Genomic DNA, 21,005 nt, shown 5'->3' on the forward strand with positions numbered 1-21,005 from the left:
AATTTTTTGTTTTTTAAAGCAAAAAATTAAATCGGAGAGATTAATTATATGAAAAAGTTAATTAGTATTTTATTTATTTTAATTTTATCTATTCCTCTTTATTCTCAAACTTCAAGATTTAAAAGACTCACTCCAGAGCAATTAACAAATCTTGCAAATCCTAGAAGACTTTCTCACAGAATATTCTATACTAGAGCTTCTCAAGGTCCAAATGCCAAATGGTTTGATGCTGTTAAAGAAGGAAATCTTGATGAAATAAAGAAAATGGTAGAAGCAGGACAAGACATAGAAGTTCAGGATACATATAGTTTAAAACAAACTGCTTTAGGCTGGGCTGCTTTTATAGGATATTTGGATGTTGTTCAGTATTTAGTATCTAAAGGTGCTAATCTTTATGCAGGAGATACCGCTGACGTTACAAGTGCTTTTAAGTCTGCCATACTTGGAGGCAATATAGATGTTATAGAGTATTTATATCCTTTATACAATGGCAAATTAGATCTTAATGAGCAGGATAAAAGAGATGGAGAAACTATGCTTATGGTTGCTGCTGGAAACGGAAGGGAAGAGGCTGTAAAATTCTTATTAGATAAAAAAGTTGATGTAAATATAGTAAGCAAACAATTAAACAAATCTGCTTATACTTATGCATGTGAATCAAGAAATCAAAATATTATCAAGATGATATCCGATGCAGGCGGAATTAACGTACGTACTGGAAAGGCTTCTTGTCAATAATAATAATACTTAAATACAAAAATAGGGCTTAATAAAAGCCCTATTTTTATTTATACCCTCATTAATTTAATAAAATTATTTACGATAATACTACTATGAATAACAAAAACCGTTTTATTATATTTTCTACAGTTATTATTGTTTTGATAATAGTATCTTTTTCATCTCTTATAGTTACAGCAAATACAAAAGTTTCTGAAACTATAGTAAGAGAGAATGAATCTAATAATATTGAAAATCCTAGTAAGAAATTTAATGATATAATAGAAAATAGAAAAGTAAGAATACTAATAGACCCGGGACATAATGCCGCTACTAAAGGTGCTTTAGGTTATTTGGGCTATGAATATTATATGAATTTGAGAGTGGCAAGAGAATTAGCAAAGATACTTTCAGAGGATAATAGATTCGAGTATTTTTTAAGCAGAGAAGGTGCATATTACAGCAGACCTATAAAAGAATATATGACTAATAACTATGAGGAGCTTTTAGGTATATATAATACTAAAGTAAAAGGCGAGGAGAGAACTGGAAATTTAACTAGATATCAGACTTTAGAATTATATGCTATTAGGCACTATGCTATAGATAATAATTTTGATTTACTTTTAAGCATACATTTTGATTATATGCCTTATATAAGTAGAAGAAATAAAACTTCAGGTTTTCATGTTATAGTTAGTCCATACAATAAAGAATTTCCAGCTTCTATGCAGGTTGCTTATAAATTATCAGAAAGAATGCAGGAAAAATATAAAATTTCTCCTATAATAGGACATGACAGAGTTCTTCCTAATAATGTTTGGAAATTCTATGATAAAGAAGAGCTTATCAATAATGCTATATCATTAAGAGGATTAATAGTTATAGGCGACGCTTTTGAAAATGCTTATAATAAAGAAGAAATAAAAAAAGATGTTCCTTCTGTACTTATAGAATCTGGTTTTATACATGAATGGAAGTTTGAAAGTAATAGGGCTGTAAAAGAATTGGCTAATCAAATGTATTTGGCTTTAGTTGATGTATATACTACAAAATAAACTATTTAACTGTTATTATTATTGATTAAAAATCAATATTTTGTTAAAATGACTCTAAAATAGGCAGTAGTAGAATTATGTATATAAAACCTAAAAAAAAGAAAAATAATAATAGTAAATATTTAAATAAAAAAGAAAATTTTTTGCATTTATTTTTTGGTAAAATAGGTAAATTTCTTACCCATAGAATTTACTTTATGTTTATACCGCATTCTAAAAAGAAAACTAAAACCTTATCGCTTCCAGTATATTCTATAATAATAATAGTATTAATAATTTCTTTATCACTTCTTACAACTTTTTCTTTCCTTACAAAGAATACTGTTTTGGCAAGTAAAACTGAAGTATTAAGCGGAAGTTATAAGGATAAATTATCAGAGATAAACTCTCTTGAAAACATATTTAGTTCTGTGGTTACTAATGATTATTACAGAAATGATATGTCGAATATTGCTTCTCTTATGAAAGTTGATACCAATAGTATAAACCTTTCAACAAATTATGTAGACAATATTTTACTTGTAAATTCAAGAGCAGAAGAATTAGAGAAATTGAAGATGTATTTAGATGAATTGAAAGCTAATATAACTTCAAAAAATAATGCTTTAGAACCTATACCTTCAATACTTCCTATAGATTCAAGATATGCAGTTATATCCAGACCATATCAGGAAGGCTCTATTATATCAAAAGGAATAGGTTTTGAAACTATTGCAGGAACTTTGATTAGAGCTACAGCATCAGGTACTGTTAATGATGTATCTTATGATAAGGATACAGGATTTACTATTACTATTTATCATAGATTTGGTATTATTACTAAATACAGCGGACTTGCTACTTCTTTGGTATCTGAAAAAATGGATGTAAAGAAGGGCGAGATATTGGGTAATGCTAAAACTGGTATTTTTGACTATGAATTGAGAATAGCTACTAAATATGTTAATCCATTAATATTTACAACAGTGGAATATGAATGAATATAACTGAAAATAAAAAATTACAAAATGGAATAAAATATGCAGCACTTGGTGTTGAGTTTGGAAGTATGGTATTAGGTTTGACTTTCGTAGGACATTATGCTGATAAACATTTTAATAGTAAGCCTTTATTTACAATAATAGGTATATTTGTAGGTTTTGTCTCGGGAATTTACAGGCTTTATAAAATATCTAAAACTTTTGATAAAATAAATAAAAAACAGTAAGGATATAAAATGAAACCTATTATAAATAGTTTATTAGATACTGATTTATATAAATTTACTATGCAGCAATGTGCTTTAAGACAGTTTTCTGATGTTTGGGTTCGTTATGTTTTTAGAAGCAGGAATATTTTAGAATGGACTGAAGATATGCATAAGGAGCTTTTAAAACAGATAAAATATTTTTGCGATTTAACTTTTAGAAAAGATGAATTAGAATATTTAGCTTCTTTAAGATTCATAAAAAAAGATTATATAGAATTCCTTAAATTATATAGACCTTTAGGAGAACATATAAGGGCATTATTTGATGATAATAAATTAACAGTAGAAATAGAAGGACCTTGGTATCAAACTATTCTTTGGGAAATACCTATTCTTGCTATGATTAGTGAGATTTATTATGCTTATACTGTTTGTAGAGATGATAATGGTAAAAAAGCCTATGAACAGGCTGAAATTAATCTAATAAAAAAAATAGATGAAAAATTACTTCCTATACATAATTCGGATAATGGATTTAGATTTTCAGAGTTTGGAACTAGAAGGAGATTTTCTTTTGATTGGCAGAGGAAAGTTGTTTCTATATTAAAAGAAAAACTTCCTCCTGTATGTTTAGTAGGAACGAGCAATGTATATTTTGCTAAAACTTATGATTTGCTTGCTGTTGGTACCAATGCTCATGAATATTATCAAGTAGGACAGGCATTGGATAAAGTAAGGCTTGCAGAGAGTCAGAAGTTTATGCTTCAGTCTTGGGTTAATGAATATAGAGGTGATTTAGGAATAGCTTTATCCGATACATTAGGAACCGATAAATTTTTAAAAGATTTCGATTTATATTTTGCAAAACTTTATGATGGAATAAGGCATGATTCAGGAGATCCTTTTGTTTGGGGACGTAAAGTTATAGATCATTATAAGAATCTTAGAGTAAATCCTAAAACTAAGACATTGCTTTTTAGTGATAGTCTCAATTTTGATAAGGCATATAATATATATAAAGAATTTAAAGATGAAACTAATGTGGCATTTGGTATAGGCACTTATATTACTAATGATTTTGAGCCTGTAGCAAAACCTTTAAATATAGTGATGAAACTTCAAAGTGTTAATGGTAAGCCTGTAGCTAAATTATCTGATGATAAAGGTAAAACTATATGTGAAGATGAGGCATTTTTAAATTATTTAAAAATAGTTGCAAAAGAATAATTATTAACGCACAGTGATCATAGCATCATATTTATTTAAATTACGTTTTTTAGTAAACAATATATTATAAAAATTATTCTGCATGCGTTAGAGTTGATTAATCATTTTTATTAGTGATAATAAATAATTATTGTTTTAATTCTTCTATTTTTTCTAAAGCTTTATTATTATAAGGGTCTATTTCCAATAATTTTTTATAAGAATTAATGGCATTATTTTTATCATTAAGTTTTATATATAAGTCAGCTTGCTTTTCCAAATGATATATATCTGATGTTTCATTATATATTTCTATAGCTTTTTTGTACGCTCTATTTCTTTCTTCTATGTTTCCTAGTTTTTCGTATAGATTTCCAATATTTTCAAAAGTATAAGCATCATTATCATTTTTATATATTTCTATAGCTTTTTTATATATTTCATTTCTATCATCTATTTTATTTAATTTCTCATATAAATCTCCTAATTCAATATACGCTTCAATATTATTTGAATCTTTTTCTATAACTTTTTTTAATATCTCTACAGCTTTATTATATTCTTTAATGTCTTCATATAATGCCGCCATTGAAATATAATAATTATAATCATTAGGATTAATTTCTATAGCATAGTTGTATAGTTCTATTGCCTTATTATACTCTTTAATATCTTTATATAATTCAGATAAATAATAATAATATTGATTATTTGTAGGATTTTCTTTCATTACATCATTATATGCATTTATTATTTCTCTGTATTGTTCTATTCCAGCATCTTTATCATAAAATTTTGTTATTATGCTCCATAAGGAAGGATTAATTTCTATGTATTTTTTATATATATTTATAGCTTCTTCATTCTTTCCAATTTTTATGTATATTTTTGCAAGAGAATCTATCGCAGAAGAAGAAAAGTCTTCTAATTCACTATGATAATCTATTTTTAAGAGTTTTTGATATGTATCTATAGCTTCATTATATTGTTTATTTTTATCATAAGATAATGCCAAATAATGTATAATTTCATTATCATTATTAAAATTTTCCAAAGATTTTTTAATATATTTAACAGCCTCATCAAAATTATTAGCTTTTAAATATTCTCTTCCTAAAGTAAAAGCATAATATTGTTTATTATTATTAACTTCTTCTGTATAATTTATCTCATAAGCTTTTTTGTATGCTATTGATGCATCAGTATAATTTCCTATATTGTCGTATATCTCTCCAATCAAATACCAATATTCTGAATCTTTATTATTTATTTCTATTGCATTTTTTATATTTTTTAAAGCATCATTAATAACATTACAAGAATAATATACACATGCAATCCAATATAATGCTCTGTCATTTTGTGGGTCTAATTCGATTATTTTTTTTAATATTTCTATGCTACTTTTTGAATCAAAATTTAGATAGTACGCTTTTGCTAAGAGGAATAATTTTTTTATATTTTTATCATCGTTTTTTAAATATTCTTTTAATACATTTATAATATTGGAATATTCTTTGTTGTATATGAATTCTTTTTCATCACTTTCGGAATCATCACTATAGAACTCATTATCATTGAGTATTTCTTCAATTTTTTCTAAAGTATAATGTTCCATCATAACCCCCTATTATAAATTGATAATTTATATAACACTATTAATAGAGACGATTACATATTTTAACATCAATTAAGAAAATATATATAATCACTTGTAAAGTAATTCTAACATATTTTTATGTTTATTTCAATTATAAATATATAAATAATAAGTATATAGAAATAATGGATAAAAAAGTATTAAACAAATTTTAATTATACCGAAAATATTTATAAGAAATATTAAAATTTTTGGAGGAATACGCCTTATGATGCGTTCATTATTTGCCGGCGTGTCTGGTTTGCAAAATCATCAAACTCGAATGGATGTGGTTGGAAATAACATAGCTAACGTTAATACTTACGGATTTAAAAGAGGAAGAGTTACTTTCAAGGATATGATAAGCCAATCTTTAAGCGGAGCAGCTAAGCCGCAAGAGGATAGAGGCGGTATCAATCCTCAGCAGGTAGGCTTAGGTATGATGGTTGCAACTATCGACACTATACATACTCAAGGTGCTTTACAAGTTACAGGTGTAAACACTGATTTAGCTATTCAGGGAGAAGGTTTCTTTATTGAAAAAAGAGGCAATAATTCTTATTATACAAGAAATGGTGCTTTTTCTTTAGATAAAGATGGATATTTAGTAAATCCTTCTAACGGTTATAAAGTACAAGGTTGGAATGCTGTACTTAATCCAGAAACTGGTGAAATGGATTTAAATACTGCTGCTGGTGTAGAAGATATAATTATACCAGTAGGTTCAAAAGACCCAGCAAGAGCTACAGCTAATACAAAATATTTCTGTAACTTACAAAAGAGCGGAGAAACACATCAGTCAGATTTAACTATATATGATTCTACAGGAATACCTCGTCAATTAAGAGCAACTTTCACTAGAACAGATGTTAACAGATGGGATATGGTAATAGATATACCAGATGCTACAGAAGGAAGTGTAAGTGTATCAGCAGGAGATCCAGTAGAAGGCGGCGGAAACAATACTTTCCAATTAGTATTCAATGATGCTGGTTCTTTGATTTCAGTAAGTGACGGAACTAACACACAAACAGAAGGTGTATTAATGCCTAATGTATCTTTCACTTATCAAGGAACAGAAGGTGAAGTAAATCAAACTATTAACCTTACTTTAGGTGAAGTTGGTTTATTTAATGGTATTACACAATTTGAATCACCATCAACAACTAAAGCCATAGAACAAGACGGTTATACTATGGGTATGCTAGAAGGTTTCAGCTTTGATGACAGCGGTCAGATTACTGGTGTATTTACTAATGGAAATAGAAAAACTTTAGGTCAAGTTGCTTTAGCTAAATTCAATAATGCAGGTGGTTTAGAGAAAGCAGGAGATACTTTATTTGTACAAAGCAATAACTCAGGAGCTGCTAATATAGGTGTTGCTTCAGCAGAGGGCAGAGGTTCTATTAAAGCAGGAACTTTAGAGATGTCTAACGTTGATTTGAGTGAGCAGTTTACAGATATGATAGTAACTCAAAGAGGATTCCAATCTAATGCTAGAACTATAACTACAGCAGACCAAATGCTTCAGGAAGTTATAGCTCTTAAGAGATAATAAATAGACTTTTTATAATTTTATAGTATAATAGAGTTAGGAGTTTCTGATATATGATACATATAACAAGATTTGATGGAAGTATATTATATGTTAATCCTCATCAAATAGAATTCATGGAGGAGACTCCTGATTTGGTAATAACAATGTTATCTGGAAGGAAGGTAGTAACTAAAGATAGTTTTGAAACGGTGCTTAATAGAATAATAGAATACAGAACTAGAATAGTTGATGAAAAAACTGTAAAAAAGCCATCGTTCTATGGTAATGAAGAATGAAAATAAATAAAAAATAAAATTTTAGGTAGAGAGTAAAATATGGATATAATTGTACCATTAGGTGTATTTTTGGTAATAGGTATCAATTTGTTTGGTATCATTGGTGGAGGCGGTAATGTAGGACACATGATAGATATCGCATCTGCTATCGTTACAGGACTAGGAGGAACAACTTCTCTTTTAGTTGCCAATGATATGGGCACTATATTGGGTGTTCCTAAAGCTATTAAAGTACTTCTTCATAAACCTAATTATGATGAAGCACAGATAATCATAACACTTTTAAGTTTTTCAGAAAAAGCAAGAAGAGAAGGTTTGCTTGTACTTGAAGACGATATACAAGAGATTTCAGATCCTTTACTTAAAAAAGGAATGCAGCTTGTAGTTGACGGAACAGACCCAGAACTTGTAAAAAATATTTTGAATACAGAGATAGATAACGTAGAAGCAAGGCACGATACAGTAAGAAAAGTATTTGAAGATGCTGCTTCTTTATATCCTGCTTGGGGTATGATTGGTACATTGATAGGACTTGTAATCATGCTTAGAAGCTTAGGTGGTGGTGGTGGTGTTGAAGCAATCGGTTCAGGTATGGCGGTAGCACTTATTACTACATACTATGGTTCTGTTATAGCTAACGGTTTTGCTTTACCTATAGCAGGTAGACTTGCTGCAAGACACTCATCTGAGGCTACAGTTCAAAGTATTATGCTAGAAGGTATATTGTCTATACAAGCTGGTGATAACCCTAGAATAGTAAAAGATAAGCTTATATCTTTCTTGCCTCCTTCTCAGCGTCAGAAGGTTAATGAACAAGTTGGAGACAGATAATAATTCAGAGGTAAATAATGGCTACTATTAAATTTGGTAAAAAAGCTAAAAAAGCAGGTGATAAGGCTCAAGTACCGGGTCCTTCAGCCCCTTTATGGCTTCAAACTTATGGAGACTTCGTAACATTAGTATTGACATTCTTCGTAATGCTTCTTGCAACAATGTCTAGTTCTGTTAACGATTCTTCTATACAGCTTATCGCTACAGCATTCCAAGGATCATTTGGTGTTATGCCTGGTGGTACCACTTTATCACAAAGCAGACTTATTTACGGAGGAGCTACCGTTGATAATTTGCCTTCTACTGATAGAGGATATTCTGTTGGAAGAAGTATTGATAAGGCAACTTCTGTTTTAGAATCAGAAATAAAAAGCAGAAAGGTAAGAATCGAAGAAGATGAAAGAGGTTTTATTATAAGCCTTGGTGCGGATCAGTATTTTGAATCTGCTTCTACTAATTTGGTTGATAATCAAAATAATGTTGAAACTTTTATCAAATTAGCTTCTGTGCTTAGCGGTTTGCCGAATGATGTAAGAATAGAAGGTCATACAGATTCAGGTTCTATCATTCCTGGAAGTATTACAGAACAGAAATTTGGTAATAACTGGGGACTTTCTTCTGCAAGAGCTATGGTTATTTTAGAAAAAATATTTGAAAATGATCAGGCTGGTAAATTGGATAGAAATAAATATTCAATTGCTGGATATGCCGATACAAGACCGGTTGCATCTAATGATTTACCTGATGGAAGGGCTTTAAATAGAAGGGTTGATATCGTTGTAGTAAGAAATGATGTTACTTATTATAATCAAAGATAAAGTGTAAAAAATAAAATGCTCTTAGCTGATAAATGGAAAGACTATAAAATTATAGATTGCGGTGAAGGCGAAAAACTTGAGAATATAGGCGGATTTTTAGTATCCCGTCCGGATTCTCAAGTTATTTGGTCTAAACAGTTAAAGAAATGGGATAAATTAGATGCTATATATCATCGTTCGGATAAGGGCGGAGGTTATTGGCAGTATATAAATAAGCCTAAAGATAATTTTATCATCAAGTATCAAGATTTATCATTCAAAATAGAATTTACTAATTTCAAACATATAGGAATTTTTCCAGAACAGGCTGTTAACTGGCAGTTCATTATTGATAAAATAAAAGAAAAAAAATCTTCTACTCATATAAATAAAGAAATAAAAGCATTAAATCTATTTGCATACACAGGCGGTGCAACTGTTGCTTGTGCTTATGCTGATTGTAATGAAGTTGTACATGTTGATGCTTCAAAAAAAATAGTAGGGCATGCACAGAAAAATATAGAAATAAACAATTTGCAAAATAAAAAAGTAAGATTCATTATAGAAGATGTTATCAAATTTGTATTGAGAGAAATAAGACGCGAAAGAAAGTATGATGTTATAATAATGGATCCTCCTGTATATGGAAGAGGTCCTAATGGAGAACTTTGGCAAATAGAAACTAGTTTAAAAAGATTAGTAGAAGAATGTGTTAAACTTTTGTCAGATGAGCCTATTCTTTTTTTGATAAATTGTTATACGGCAAGTTTTTCTCATATATCATTAAAAAATATTTTATCAACTTCTATAAAACATAATGGAACTTTTGAAAGCGGTGAAATAGGTATTCCTATAGAAAAATCAGATATTGTTCTTCCTTGCGGAATATATGCAAGGTTTTATTCTTAAATAAGTTTAAAAATAAAAAGGAGCCATTTTACTGACTCCTTTTTTTATTAATTATATTTTCACTAAGTTAATAACTTATAGTACCGCCTTTTTCATGTATTTCTATGAATCTTAATAATTCAGCTTTAACTTCTTCAGCAGTATCAAGTGAAAGTACTCTTTTTGCTAACATCTGACATTCAGACTTTTCTAAAGAGATTATCATCTTTTTAACTTCAGGTATTGATATTGCTGACATAGAGAATACATCAAGACCGAGTCCGAAAAGTAATGGTACAGCAAGTAAATCTCCTGCTAACTCTCCGCACATAGAAATAATAATTCCACTTGCATGTGCACCTTCTATAGCCATTTTTATAGCTATAAGTACAGAAGGGTTATAAGGATCACAAATAGCTGCTATTTTTTCGTTTCCTCTGTCTGAAGCTAAAGTATACTGAGTTAAGTCATTAGTACCTATTGAAAAGAAATCAGATTCTCTTGCAAAAGCCTCAGCTCTGAATACAACAGAAGGTGTTTCTATCATCATTCCTAATTCTAAAGCCTCATTAAAAGGAACATTTTCTCTCATAAGTTCTAATTTACATTCATTAAATATAGCTTTAGCCTTACGAAGCTCTTCTATAGATACTATCATAGGAAGCATAACTTTAATCTTACCAAAAGCTGAAGCTCTAAGTAAAGCTCTGAATTGAGTTCTAATAATAGAAGTTTTGTCCAAACATATTCTTAAAGCTCTCCATCCAAGTGCAGGATTTTCTTCTTTAGGCATTTCTAAATAAGGCAAATATTTATCTCCACCTATATCCATAGTTCTTATGGTAACAGTATGTCCACTCATAGCAACAGCAACTTCCTTATAGGCTCTAAATTGCTCATCTTCTGTAGGGAAGTCTGTATTTTCCATAAATAGGAATTCTGTTCTATAAAGTCCTATACCATCAGCACCATTTTTCAAAACACCGCCTAAATCGGCAGGAGAACCTATATTAGCATATACTCTAATTTTTGTACCATCTTTAGATATAGCATCTTTATGAGCATACTCTTTTAATAAAGCTCTTTTCTTATCGAATTCATCTTTAAGCTTCAAGCATTCATCTATAGATTCTTTAGTAGGATTTACGATAACGGAACCTGTATTTCCATTAACTATTATAATTTGATTATTTTCTAAATCTTTTAAATTTTCACCTACACCTACAACAGCAGGAAGCTCTAAAGATCTAGCCATAATAGATGTATGTGAAGTTCTTCCCCCTATTTCTGTAACAAATGCAAGGGTATTATCCAAATCCAAATTAGCAGTGTCGGAAGGAGTTAAATCTCTTGCAATTACTATAGAATCTTTAGGAAGATTAGAAACATCAACTATATCCTCACCTTGAATATTTCTTATCCATCTGTCAGAAATATCAAGTAAATCTCCAGCTCTCTCTCTTAAGTATTCATCTTCGACTTCGCTTAACATTTTAGTATAAACTTCTATACCCTGTGATAAAGCATATTCTGCACAAACTTTATCATCAGCTATAATATTATTAACTTCTTCAAGCAAGTCCTCGTCTTCAAGCAAAGTAATATGAGCATCAAATATAGCAGCTTTTTCTTCAGAAACTTTTTTGGCAGTAGTTTCTCTTATTTTTATTAGCTGTTCTTTTGTTTTATTTCTAGCCTCTAATAGTCTAGCCTGCTCAGAATTTACTTCTTTACATGGGCATTTAGAAATTACTAAGTCTTTTTTTAAAAAGAGATAAACTTTACCTATAGCTATACCGGGAGAAACCCCAATACCAGTAATTCTTTTTTCCATATTATAATTCCATAAATAAAATTTTTAATTTAGTCTTTTAAATTAGCTATAAATTCTTCTACTTTTTTTAGATTTTCTGCTTCATTATCACCATCGCAATAAACTGTAAGTACAGATCCTTTTTTTACACCTAAAGATAAAACTTTTAAAAGAGATGAAGCATTAACTCTTTTACCAGCTTCATTTTCTATTTCTATCTTACAGCCTGTTAATGATTTAATAAATGTTACGAACTCATTACCAGGTCTGGCATGAAGTCCTGTATCATTTTGTATAGTAACTTTACCTGTAGTCATTGGCAACTCCTCTATTCTTTTCTTATATATAGTTTAAAGTATATCAGTTTTTTCTCATTTGTCAAATTATATATGTACTAAATGATATATTTTATTATACTAAGAGCATAGTTTTTTAGTGAATTTTTTTTATAAAAAACAAATATTATGTAAATTTCTATTAAAAAATATAAATGATTATATGATTTATTGTTTTTTATCTATCATATTAAAATAAATACCTTGCAAAACTAGAAACGGATAAACTTTGCACTTTAATAATTTTAAATTAGAGATTCCGCCTGTTAAAAATATCTTGCATTTAATATTATATTTGGATTTTATATACTTTTTAGTTTCTGATACAGCATAATTAACAGTACCTATTGTATTATATATAGCACCTGACATAATAGCATCTTTTACATTATTGTTTATAGGATTAGGTATTGATTGTATAGGGCCTATTTCATAATAAGGCAAAGAAGTAACATTTGATAATGCTTGATAACTTGTTTTTGTACCAGCTATTATCATACCGCCTAAAAATGTAAAATCTGAGATCATAATGCTCATTGTAGTAGCAGTACCCATATCTATAACTATTGAAGCATATTTATCTTCATTACTGTTACTGATTTTTTCAAGACATATGGAAGCATAAGTGGATAATATTCTATCTATGCCAACAGAATCTTTAGGTTCATAGAAATTATCTTTTAATTCAATATCATTATGAGTAACTCTATAAGGCTTCATATTAAAACAATCTTCTATGCTGCCTTCAAATAAATCATTTACTTTCAGTGAAACACTGCTGTAAAATACCTTTTTTATATCTGCATGATTATTTTTTATTTCATTTAAGGCATTTACTAGATCTAAAGCATTACTATGTTCTATGGCTTTGTAATATAAAGGTTTGCAATTTTTTTCTTCAAAAATTCCTAGCTTAACTCTAGTGTTTCCTATGTCTGAAAGCAAATACATTTTTAAACCCCGTCTTTTATATTATTACTCTCTAAAAAGTTTTTTGTTTTTTCCATAAGGAATTCCCTATTATTCAATTCTGGTTCATCCAATATTAAATCCAGTAAATAATTTAATATTTTACCTATTAAAGGTCCCGGATTTAAATTAAATTCATTGATTAAGTCATTTCCGTCTATTTTTAGATCTTTAACTGTAATAGCATTTTCTTCTTCAATTATTTTATCAATTCTAGCTAATAGTTTAGGTATAGCCTTGCTTTCTTTATCTTTTCTGTTTCCGCTTCCGAGTCTGTCAGCTTCTCTTAATCTTAAAAGAGGTCTTATATTTTCAACACCAATAGCACGCATAAATCTTCTAACCGCACCGTCAGTCCATTCATCTTGATAATAGAACATATGCTGTCTTACCAGTAATGTGACAAAATCTATTTCAGAATTTGAATATTTTAATCTTTTCATTATTTTTTTGGCAATACTAGCGCCTACAACCTCATGATTATAATAAACAGGATCATCTTGTTTTGATACCTTTTTTTGAACCATAGGTTTAGCTATATCATGAAATAATGCTGCAAGTCTTACCAATAATGTTAATTCTTCAGTTTCTAAAGGCTCAACTGATTGTATTGTATGCAGAATATGATAATAAACATCATACTTATGGAATTTATTTTGATTTACTCCAAAACCTTGCATAAGTTCAGGCAATATTAAAGATAATACACCAGTTTTTCTAAGTAATTCTAAACCTCTGAAAGGATTTTTGGATAGCAGTATGCCATTAAACTCTTCTCTTATTCTTTCTGCAGCAATTGAAGCAAGCATTCCTGTGGAGTGAGTTATAGCATCAAATGTTTCTTTTTCTATATCAAAATCTAATTTAGTAGCGAATCTTATGGCACGCATTATTCTAAGTCCATCTTCGCTAAATCTTTCATAAGGATTGCCTACAGATTTTACTATTTTTCTTTTTATATCTTTCATGCCGTCAAACATATCTATTAGACTTCCATCTAAAATGTTATATGCCATAGCATTTATTGTTAAATCTCTTCTAGGTAAATCTTCTTCTATATTAGAAGCATATTCTACATGATCAGGATGTCTTCCGTCACTATAATTTCCATCGCTTCTAAAAGTTGTTATTTCCACATGCATATCTTCTATAATTACAAGTACAGTACCATGTTTAATGCCTGTTGGGATAGTATATTTAAATATTCTTTGTACATCTTCTGGTCTTGCATCTGTAGTGATATCATATTCATGCGGAGTGATGCCCATTATAGAATCTCTAACTGCACCGCCTACTAAAAAACACTGAAAGCCTTCAACATATAATATTCTTGCTATTTCTTTTATCGGATGAGGTATATCTGTAAATATTTTCTTCACTTAATATCCTATAATGTTTTTATTTTATATAGTATATACAATTTTTGATTAATTACAAATTTTTAACACTGTACAAACATACTAATATTGTAGTATTAAATCAATTTTCCTTTCATATCTAGGCATAAATCAAGTATTGAAACAGCAATAGCAGCTTCTATAACTGGTACAGCCCTCACAGCTATACATGGATCATGACGCCCTTTAATAATAAGAGTTTCTTCTTCTTTAGTTTCTATATTTAAAGTTAATTGTTCTTTTGATATTGATGGGGTAGGCTTTATAACTACATTAACAACTATAGGCATACCGTTTGATATACCACCAAGTATTCCGCCATTATTATTAGTTTTTGTTTCAACTCTCTTTATATTATTATCATCTTTTATAGTGTAAGCATCATTACATTCGCTTGCTTTATAATTGACGAATTCAAAACCAAGTCCGAAATCTATTCCCTTTACAGCAGGTACAGCAAATACAGACTGTGATATTCTGCTTTCTATAGATGAATAAAAAGGATCTCCAAATCCAGCAGGCATATTAAATACAGCAGCAGTTATAATACCTCCTACTGAATCCATATTCATTTTAGCTTCTTCTATAGTCTTTATCATTTTATCCATTGCTTCATTATCAAATACACTCAATTCCTTATTATAATTATCAGTAAACTCTTCATAAGTTGGGAAAACATTATTTGGATATTTATCTTTTATATTGTATATTTGTTTTATATGAGCTGCTATATTAATATCAAATTTTTCTTTCAATGCTAATTTTGCTAAAGCACCGGCAAATACTAAAGGAGCTGTAAGTCTTCCTGAGAAATGTCCACCTCCTCTTATATCATTAAATCCGTCATATCTTAGCATTGCAGTATAATCACTATGTGAAGGTCTAGGAAGAGTTTTTAAATTAGAATAATCGCCACTTCTTTTATTTTCATTTTTTATGATAGCTGCTATAGGCATACCTGTGCTTTTATCATCAAGTATTCCTGATAATATTTCTACTTTATCAGCTTCATTTCTTGCAGTTGCTAGCTTTGCATTTTTAGCTCTTCTTCTGTCCATTTCATTGTCTATAAATTGATTATCTATATTAATACCATAAGGAAAACCATCTATAACACAGCCTATAGCTTCTCCATGAGATTCTCCGAATAAAGTTAATTTAATATTATTTCCAAATACACTTCCCATTTTATATATTCCTAAAGTTTAATTTGCACTAGTATATATTATTTTTGATAAACTTTCTATATTTGAATTATTAAATGATAAATTAAAATAAGATTTTATTAAAAGAATAAACTAAAAATTTTTAAGTTTGTCAATTGATGCACTTTATATAAAATTATCTACTTTTTTGCCGCACAAAAAAGTATCAAAAAACGCAATTACTATGACTTTATATTAAATATATACTTATTAAATATAGGATATAACCTAAATTTAGACCATAAATGCAGTTCTTCGCGAAGCGTATCCGAGCCTATTGAGGATATAGGTTATTTTATACCAATAAAAGAAGTGAGGTGCTGCACGCTGTGTACTTCGTATATATAAAAACAAAATATAACTTTATTTTTTGATAAGTATATTTATTTACGTATATATTATTTTTGATAAACTTTCTATATTTGAATTATTAAATAAATTAAAATAAGATTTTATTAAAAGAATATAATTATTTTTTGATACCTAGAATTTCAATGCCTGTTTGAGTGATTAAAACAGTATGCTCAAAATGAACTGCTAAAGAATAATCGGGAGTTGATAAAGTCCAACCATCTTTTTCTTTTTCGTATTTGTCTGTGCCATTTGTTATCATAAGCTCTAATGCTAATACCATATTAGGTTCTAATATAACATCATTATTAGGATGATAAAAGTTGAATATATAAGGGGCTTCATGATATTCGTAGCCTACGCCATGTCCTGTAAGCGACTTTATTACACTAAATCCATATTCATGAACTTTATTTTCAACGGTTCTTCCATATTCGCTTAAAAGTACATTAGGTCCTAATTTGTAAATACCATATTCCAAAGCTTTTTTGCAAGCCTCTATAAGTTTATAAGCTCTATGATTAACAGATCCCATACCGCCTTCTATAACTATAGTTCTAGCACAGTCAGCATAGTATCCATTATATTTCACTCCAACATCAACGCATACAGGTTCACCATGAACAAGTATCTTATTGTTTGTAGGTCTTCCATGTGCTATTTCATTTCCGCTTGATATACTTGTAGCAAATCCATAATCTGGAACTTCAAAATTAGCAGGGTAGGCATTTTGTGATTTTATATATTTTTCTACTTCTTTATCTACTTTAGAAGCTCTTACTCCTGACATGCAAAGTTTAAATGCCAAATCAATAGAATGCTGTGCTATTTCAGCAGCCTTTCTGATGTTTTCTATTGCATCATCATCTTTTATACTAGGTTTTACTATTTCTTTTACTTCTTTTATAAACATGTATTTTTTATATCCTTTATTTTAAAGATCTAGGAGTAAATATATATAAAAGAATCACCAATATAAAAGATCCCAATACAGCAGATGATAAATTTATTTTTATATATTGTATATTGCTTAATCTAGGTAAATAGTATGATCCAAGCAAAGCACCAACTGTTGCTATAAGAAACATCATAACCCAACCGCCGAATACTTTTATTTTAAGTATTTTACTGAATATCAAACTGACAATTATTCCTATAACTATAAATGCTGATACTACTATAATATATTCCATCTGTTTTCTATAACCTCTTTTATTTTACTAGTTAGATGATAAACCTATAAAAAATGATTTTAATCCTCCTTCATCATTTTCTATCGGTACAAATATCATATGAGAAATATCTTTTCTATCTTCAGGATCAAATTTACTTTTTATAGAGTCTGAAGCGAAAGGATCAGATACATATAATGTCTTTTTATGAGATAGAATCTTTTTGAATAAAGCTTCATTCTCGCTTATATTCAATTTATCTTTTGTACTATCAGATATATTTTGAGATTCTACTATATCATAACTTCCATTATCTTGTCTGCTTAGCATAGCAGCATGTATAATATCTAGTCCTGACTGCTCTTTTACCCATTCTAGCATTTCATTCATATTTTTATTAACAAATTTTTTACCTCTAAGAGCTTTTAAAACTTTTTTCCAATTAGAAGTCATGTTTTCTTTAACTTTTTCTTCTGCCTCTCTGTAAAAATCATCTGGAACTTTAGGTACTTCTTCAGGATCATATAAATCCCTATCTATTAAATCTTCTGTATCGAAAGTATCTTTTTCACTTGCAGGTTTGATTACTTCTCCGTCATCATATTCTTCGCTGAAATTAGGTGATATATTAGAGCTTTCATTATTATTACTGTCATTTTCTTCATCATCATAATCACCTAGTAAAAAATCTCTGTTAAGCGAAAAATTAAAGGCATCGCTTGAAGAAAAATATTCTTCTTCTTTTTTTACTATTTCATCTTCTAAAATAGAACCATGACTTATCAAAATATCCCCCTCATTGTTATCATCATTATCATCTATAATATCATCAATCCCTTTTATAATATCATTGTCAGATGAGTTATTATCATTATCAACAGTTTCTTCCAATTCTTCATTATCATCTTCTTTAGACTCTTTAATTTCATCATCTGAATCTGGTATATCATTTAAATCTTCTTCATTATCATCATCTAATATATTACTAGAATCTAAAAGCTCTTCATCAGAATACTCTTTCATCTCAGGAACATTTTCATTATTATCTTCTTCGTTATTATCAATTTCTTCAGACTCTTTAATTTCATCATCTAAATTAGGTATATCGTCCAAATCTCCAATAGTATCGTCTATATTATTGTCTTCATCATCATCTAATATATTACTAGAATCCAAAAGTTCCTCATCAGAATACTCTTTCATTTCTGGAATATTTTCATTATTATCTTCTTCATTATTATCAGTTTCTTCAGACTCTTTAATTTCATCATCTAAATTAGGTATATCGTCCAAATCTCCAATAGTATCGTCTATATTATTGTCTTCATCATCATCTAATATATTACTAGAATCTAAAAGCTCTTCATCAGAATACTCTTTCATCTCAGGAACATTTTCATTATTATCTTCTTCATTATTATCAGTTTCTTCAGACTCTTTAATTTCATCATCTAAATTAGGTATATCATCCAAATCTTCAATAGTATCATCTATATTATTGTCTTCATCATCATCTAATATACTATTATCTAAAAGTTCTTCATCAGAATACTCTTCCATTTCAAGCATATTTTTGTCATCTTCATTATCTTCTTCAGGTTCTTTTATTTCATCATTTAAATTAGGTATATCGTCCAAATCTTCAATAGTATCATCTATATTGTTATCTTCATCATCATCTAATATATTACTAGAATCTAAAAGTTCCTCATCAGAATATTCTTTCATTTCTGGAATATTTTCATCATTATTTTCTTCAGTACTATCATCTTTATTTTCATTATCTTGATCAAGTACATCATCTAAACTAGGTATATCATCTAGTTCATCATTAGTATCTTTAGAGTTATCATATTTATTTTTATTAATTTCATCTAGTACATCATCTAAACTAGGTATATCATCTAGTTCATCATTATTTTCTTCAGTAGTATCATCTTTATTTTCATTATCTTCATCAAGCACTTTATCTAAGCTAGGTATATCATCTAGTTCATCATTATTTTCTTCAGTAGTATCACCTTTATTTTCATTATCTTCGTCAAGCACTTCGTCTAAGCTAGGTATATCATCTATTTCATCATTATTTTCTTCAGTAGTATCACCTTTATTTTCATTATCTTCGTCAAGTACTTCATCTAAGCTAGGTATATCATCTAGTTCATCATTATTTTCTTCAGTAGTATCATCTTTATTTTCATTATCTTCATTTAGTACATCATCTAAACTAGGTATATCTTCTAATTCATTATTTTGTTCATCAAGTACATCGTCCAAATTTTCTATATTTTCTAATTTAATACTTTCATCATCATCTTCATTTTCTAATACTTTATCTAAAGATGATAAATCTTCTAATTTTATATCTTCATCTTCCTCGTCATCATCTTTAAGTTTTTCTCCACCATCTTCTAAAACGTCATCTAATTTTATTTCATCATCTTCATAATCTATTATGTTATTCAAATTATTATCATGATCTTCGACTTTTATATCTTCAACTTCATCTAAATTAGGCAAATCAATTTTACTATTTTTGGTGATTTTATCTACTTTATTTAGATATTTTATACTTTCATCATCCAAACCTTCTATATCATTATCATAATCATCAATATTAAATTCTTCATCATTTACGATATTTGAATTAGCATAATTATTTTCAGGAGGTTCGCTCTCATCGTATATGTCATCGTCTTCAGGTTCATCATTTACTATATTATTATTAGCAGCCGGTTTGAATCTTTCCACTAAAGCTGTTGTAAGTAAGAAAATAAAAGATAATGATAGAAGTCCTAGTATTATATATTTTAAGTATTTTTGAACTATAGGTACATTAAGCTCTAATATACCTATGCTGAAATTATCTATATCTTTAACTTTACCTGAATAAAATGCAAATGTGTTATTATCAGCTTCAATATTTCCAGTACTTCCTATATCCTTGTTCATATATTGAGTTAAACTATCTATTGATATGCTATTAATATCTATAGAAGGGTTATAATAAACAACACCATTAGAAAGTACTACAAAATTTAAATTGTATGGAGTATTTTCAAATATTTTTTTAAATACACTTGCTACTATGTATCCTACTTCTATTCCTCTGTCATTTTTTATAGGCTTAACAAAGTATACACCGTCATAATCTTTATCAAAAAATGCAATTGCCTTAGAGTTTTTATAGCTTTCTAAATCTACAGGCTTAGTTTTAACGGGTGAAGAAAATACTGATTTTCCATCAGCCAAATATAACGCTACAGTATCAAATGGATAGTTTCCGCTTCTGAATATTGATATTATTCTGTCTCTCTCGGCAGTGTCTATTCCATTTAATATAACCTGCTGTAAAAGATTAATAAAAGGATAACTATCAACTATTTTATTAAGTCTTTCATCATAATCTTTAACTAAATTGACTATACTATTCTGACATATTAAAGCATTTCTATCAAGTTTCTTTGTATCAACATCAAAAGCATCTTTTTTCAGACCAAATACAAATGTAATAAATAGTGCAAGAACTATTAAATTTATAAGTATAGATACATACACAAAGATAGATATCTTATTTTTGTCAGACATATTAACACCTCTAA

The 21,005-nt window shown here is 28.7% G+C and carries 19 protein-coding genes; 10 read left to right on the forward strand and 9 right to left on the reverse strand.

All coding sequences use genetic code 11. From position 1 onward, the window contains the following. Window positions 1-48: 48 nt before the first annotated feature. From BINT_RS02110 to pncB, 5 genes are all read left to right on the forward strand, one after another. A complete protein-coding gene (locus BINT_RS02110; RefSeq protein WP_014486912.1) occupies window positions 49-738 on the forward strand; it encodes an ankyrin repeat domain-containing protein in 690 nt (229 codons plus the stop codon). Between the two features lie 95 nt (window positions 739-833). Then, window positions 834-1,778 carry an N-acetylmuramoyl-L-alanine amidase family protein gene (locus tag BINT_RS02115; protein ID WP_014486913.1) on the forward strand — a complete coding sequence of 315 codons (945 nt, stop codon included), beginning with the start codon at window positions 834-836 and terminating at the stop codon, window positions 1,776-1,778. 77 nt (window positions 1,779-1,855) lie between these two features. Further along, window positions 1,856-2,758, forward strand: a complete 903-nt coding sequence (locus BINT_RS02120; protein ID WP_014486914.1) for a M23 family metallopeptidase — start codon at window positions 1,856-1,858, stop codon at window positions 2,756-2,758. Then, a complete protein-coding gene (locus tag BINT_RS02125) occupies window positions 2,755-2,985 on the forward strand; it encodes an AtpZ/AtpI family protein (protein WP_014486915.1) in 231 nt (76 codons plus the stop codon). The genes BINT_RS02120 and BINT_RS02125 overlap by 4 nt, the downstream gene beginning before the upstream one ends. Window positions 2,986-2,994: 9 nt before the next feature. Beyond that, window positions 2,995-4,194, forward strand: a complete 1,200-nt coding sequence (gene pncB / locus BINT_RS02130) for a nicotinate phosphoribosyltransferase (protein ID WP_014486916.1) — start codon at window positions 2,995-2,997, stop codon at window positions 4,192-4,194. A gap of 127 nt (window positions 4,195-4,321) precedes the next feature. On the opposite strand, the gene BINT_RS02135 is transcribed toward pncB, so the two are convergent. Next, window positions 4,322-5,791 (reverse strand): tetratricopeptide repeat protein, encoded by a 1,470-nt coding sequence (locus BINT_RS02135; RefSeq protein WP_234944344.1) that lies wholly within the window; start codon window positions 5,789-5,791, stop codon window positions 4,322-4,324. A gap of 250 nt (window positions 5,792-6,041) precedes the next feature. On the opposite strand from BINT_RS02135, the gene flgE reads away from it, so the two are divergent. From flgE to BINT_RS02160, 5 genes are read left to right on the forward strand one after another with little or no spacing between them, the layout of a single operon-like run. Next, a complete protein-coding gene (flgE, locus tag BINT_RS02140; RefSeq protein WP_014486918.1) occupies window positions 6,042-7,367 on the forward strand; it encodes a flagellar hook protein FlgE in 1,326 nt (441 codons plus the stop codon). Between the two features lie 53 nt (window positions 7,368-7,420). Then, window positions 7,421-7,645: a flagellar FlbD family protein gene (locus BINT_RS02145; RefSeq protein WP_014486919.1), complete on the forward strand. Its 225-nt coding sequence runs from the start codon at window positions 7,421-7,423 to the stop codon at window positions 7,643-7,645. Between the two features lie 39 nt (window positions 7,646-7,684). After that, window positions 7,685-8,476, forward strand: a complete 792-nt coding sequence (locus BINT_RS02150) for a motility protein A (protein WP_014486920.1) — start codon at window positions 7,685-7,687, stop codon at window positions 8,474-8,476. Between the two features lie 17 nt (window positions 8,477-8,493). After that, window positions 8,494-9,294: a flagellar motor protein MotB gene (locus tag BINT_RS02155; protein WP_014486921.1), complete on the forward strand. Its 801-nt coding sequence runs from the start codon at window positions 8,494-8,496 to the stop codon at window positions 9,292-9,294. A gap of 15 nt (window positions 9,295-9,309) precedes the next feature. Further along, complete coding sequence (locus tag BINT_RS02160) at window positions 9,310-10,182, forward strand: class I SAM-dependent methyltransferase (RefSeq protein WP_014486922.1); 873 nt, start codon at window positions 9,310-9,312, stop codon at window positions 10,180-10,182. Window positions 10,183-10,249: 67 nt separating this feature from the next. Here BINT_RS02160 and ptsP read toward each other — a convergent pair whose 3' ends face one another. The 8 genes from ptsP to BINT_RS02200 all read right to left on the reverse strand — a co-directional run bounded on the left by ptsP (window position 10,250) and on the right by BINT_RS02200 (window position 20,991). Next, window positions 10,250-11,995: a phosphoenolpyruvate--protein phosphotransferase gene (gene ptsP / locus BINT_RS02165; protein ID WP_014486923.1), complete on the reverse strand. Its 1,746-nt coding sequence runs from the start codon at window positions 11,993-11,995 to the stop codon at window positions 10,250-10,252. A 29-nt stretch (window positions 11,996-12,024) separates the two neighbouring features. Then, window positions 12,025-12,291 carry an HPr family phosphocarrier protein gene (locus BINT_RS02170; RefSeq protein ID WP_014486924.1) on the reverse strand — a complete coding sequence of 89 codons (267 nt, stop codon included), beginning with the start codon at window positions 12,289-12,291 and terminating at the stop codon, window positions 12,025-12,027. A 186-nt stretch (window positions 12,292-12,477) separates the two neighbouring features. Then, window positions 12,478-13,260 (reverse strand): type III pantothenate kinase, encoded by a 783-nt coding sequence (locus tag BINT_RS02175; RefSeq protein WP_014486925.1) that lies wholly within the window; start codon window positions 13,258-13,260, stop codon window positions 12,478-12,480. A 2-nt stretch (window positions 13,261-13,262) separates the two neighbouring features. Continuing rightward, the gene (locus tag BINT_RS02180) at window positions 13,263-14,657 is read right to left on the reverse strand and encodes a CCA tRNA nucleotidyltransferase (protein WP_014486926.1); all 1,395 of its coding nucleotides are present in this window, start codon (window positions 14,655-14,657) and stop codon (window positions 13,263-13,265) included. A 95-nt stretch (window positions 14,658-14,752) separates the two neighbouring features. After that, entirely contained in the window at window positions 14,753-15,862 is a 1,110-nt protein-coding gene (gene aroC, locus BINT_RS02185; protein WP_014486927.1) for a chorismate synthase, read from the reverse strand. A 487-nt stretch (window positions 15,863-16,349) separates the two neighbouring features. Beyond that, window positions 16,350-17,144 (reverse strand): type I methionyl aminopeptidase, encoded by a 795-nt coding sequence (map, locus tag BINT_RS02190; RefSeq protein WP_014486928.1) that lies wholly within the window; start codon window positions 17,142-17,144, stop codon window positions 16,350-16,352. Window positions 17,145-17,160: 16 nt separating this feature from the next. Continuing rightward, complete coding sequence (locus BINT_RS02195) at window positions 17,161-17,424, reverse strand: hypothetical protein (RefSeq protein WP_014486929.1); 264 nt, start codon at window positions 17,422-17,424, stop codon at window positions 17,161-17,163. A 27-nt stretch (window positions 17,425-17,451) separates the two neighbouring features. Further along, window positions 17,452-20,991: a midas domain-containing protein gene (locus tag BINT_RS02200; RefSeq protein WP_041177179.1), complete on the reverse strand. Its 3,540-nt coding sequence runs from the start codon at window positions 20,989-20,991 to the stop codon at window positions 17,452-17,454. Between the last annotated feature and the right edge of the window lie 14 nt (window positions 20,992-21,005).

Origin of the sequence: Brachyspira intermedia PWS/A (assembly GCF_000223215.1) — a bacterium.
GTDB classification, from domain to species: domain Bacteria; phylum Spirochaetota; class Brachyspiria; order Brachyspirales; family Brachyspiraceae; genus Brachyspira; species Brachyspira intermedia.

What these genes read in the sequence shown, in the direction of transcription:
- flgE (WP_014486918.1), top strand. Translation starts at nt 6,042, where the DNA reads ATGATGCGTTCATTATTTGCCGGCGTGTCTGGTTTGCAAAATCATCAA.
- BINT_RS02145 (WP_014486919.1), top strand. Translation starts at nt 7,421, where the DNA reads ATGATACATATAACAAGATTTGATGGAAGTATATTATATGTTAATCCT.
- BINT_RS02160 (WP_014486922.1), top strand. Translation starts at nt 9,310, where the DNA reads ATGCTCTTAGCTGATAAATGGAAAGACTATAAAATTATAGATTGCGGT.
- BINT_RS02120 (WP_014486914.1), top strand. Translation starts at nt 1,856, where the DNA reads ATGTATATAAAACCTAAAAAAAAGAAAAATAATAATAGTAAATATTTA.
- BINT_RS02170 (WP_014486924.1), bottom strand. Translation starts at nt 12,291, where the DNA reads ATGACTACAGGTAAAGTTACTATACAAAATGATACAGGACTTCATGCC.
- ptsP (WP_014486923.1), bottom strand. Translation starts at nt 11,995, where the DNA reads ATGGAAAAAAGAATTACTGGTATTGGGGTTTCTCCCGGTATAGCTATA.
- BINT_RS02195 (WP_014486929.1), bottom strand. Translation starts at nt 17,424, where the DNA reads ATGGAATATATTATAGTAGTATCAGCATTTATAGTTATAGGAATAATT.
- BINT_RS02200 (WP_041177179.1), bottom strand. Translation starts at nt 20,991, where the DNA reads ATGTCTGACAAAAATAAGATATCTATCTTTGTGTATGTATCTATACTT.
- map (WP_014486928.1), bottom strand. Translation starts at nt 17,144, where the DNA reads ATGTTTATAAAAGAAGTAAAAGAAATAGTAAAACCTAGTATAAAAGAT.
- pncB (WP_014486916.1), top strand. Translation starts at nt 2,995, where the DNA reads ATGAAACCTATTATAAATAGTTTATTAGATACTGATTTATATAAATTT.
- BINT_RS02135 (WP_234944344.1), bottom strand. Translation starts at nt 5,791, where the DNA reads ATGGAACATTATACTTTAGAAAAAATTGAAGAAATACTCAATGATAAT.
- BINT_RS02150 (WP_014486920.1), top strand. Translation starts at nt 7,685, where the DNA reads ATGGATATAATTGTACCATTAGGTGTATTTTTGGTAATAGGTATCAAT.
- aroC (WP_014486927.1), bottom strand. Translation starts at nt 15,862, where the DNA reads ATGGGAAGTGTATTTGGAAATAATATTAAATTAACTTTATTCGGAGAA.
- BINT_RS02115 (WP_014486913.1), top strand. Translation starts at nt 834, where the DNA reads ATGAATAACAAAAACCGTTTTATTATATTTTCTACAGTTATTATTGTT.
- BINT_RS02155 (WP_014486921.1), top strand. Translation starts at nt 8,494, where the DNA reads ATGGCTACTATTAAATTTGGTAAAAAAGCTAAAAAAGCAGGTGATAAG.
- BINT_RS02125 (WP_014486915.1), top strand. Translation starts at nt 2,755, where the DNA reads ATGAATATAACTGAAAATAAAAAATTACAAAATGGAATAAAATATGCA.
- BINT_RS02110 (WP_014486912.1), top strand. Translation starts at nt 49, where the DNA reads ATGAAAAAGTTAATTAGTATTTTATTTATTTTAATTTTATCTATTCCT.
- BINT_RS02175 (WP_014486925.1), bottom strand. Translation starts at nt 13,260, where the DNA reads ATGTATTTGCTTTCAGACATAGGAAACACTAGAGTTAAGCTAGGAATT.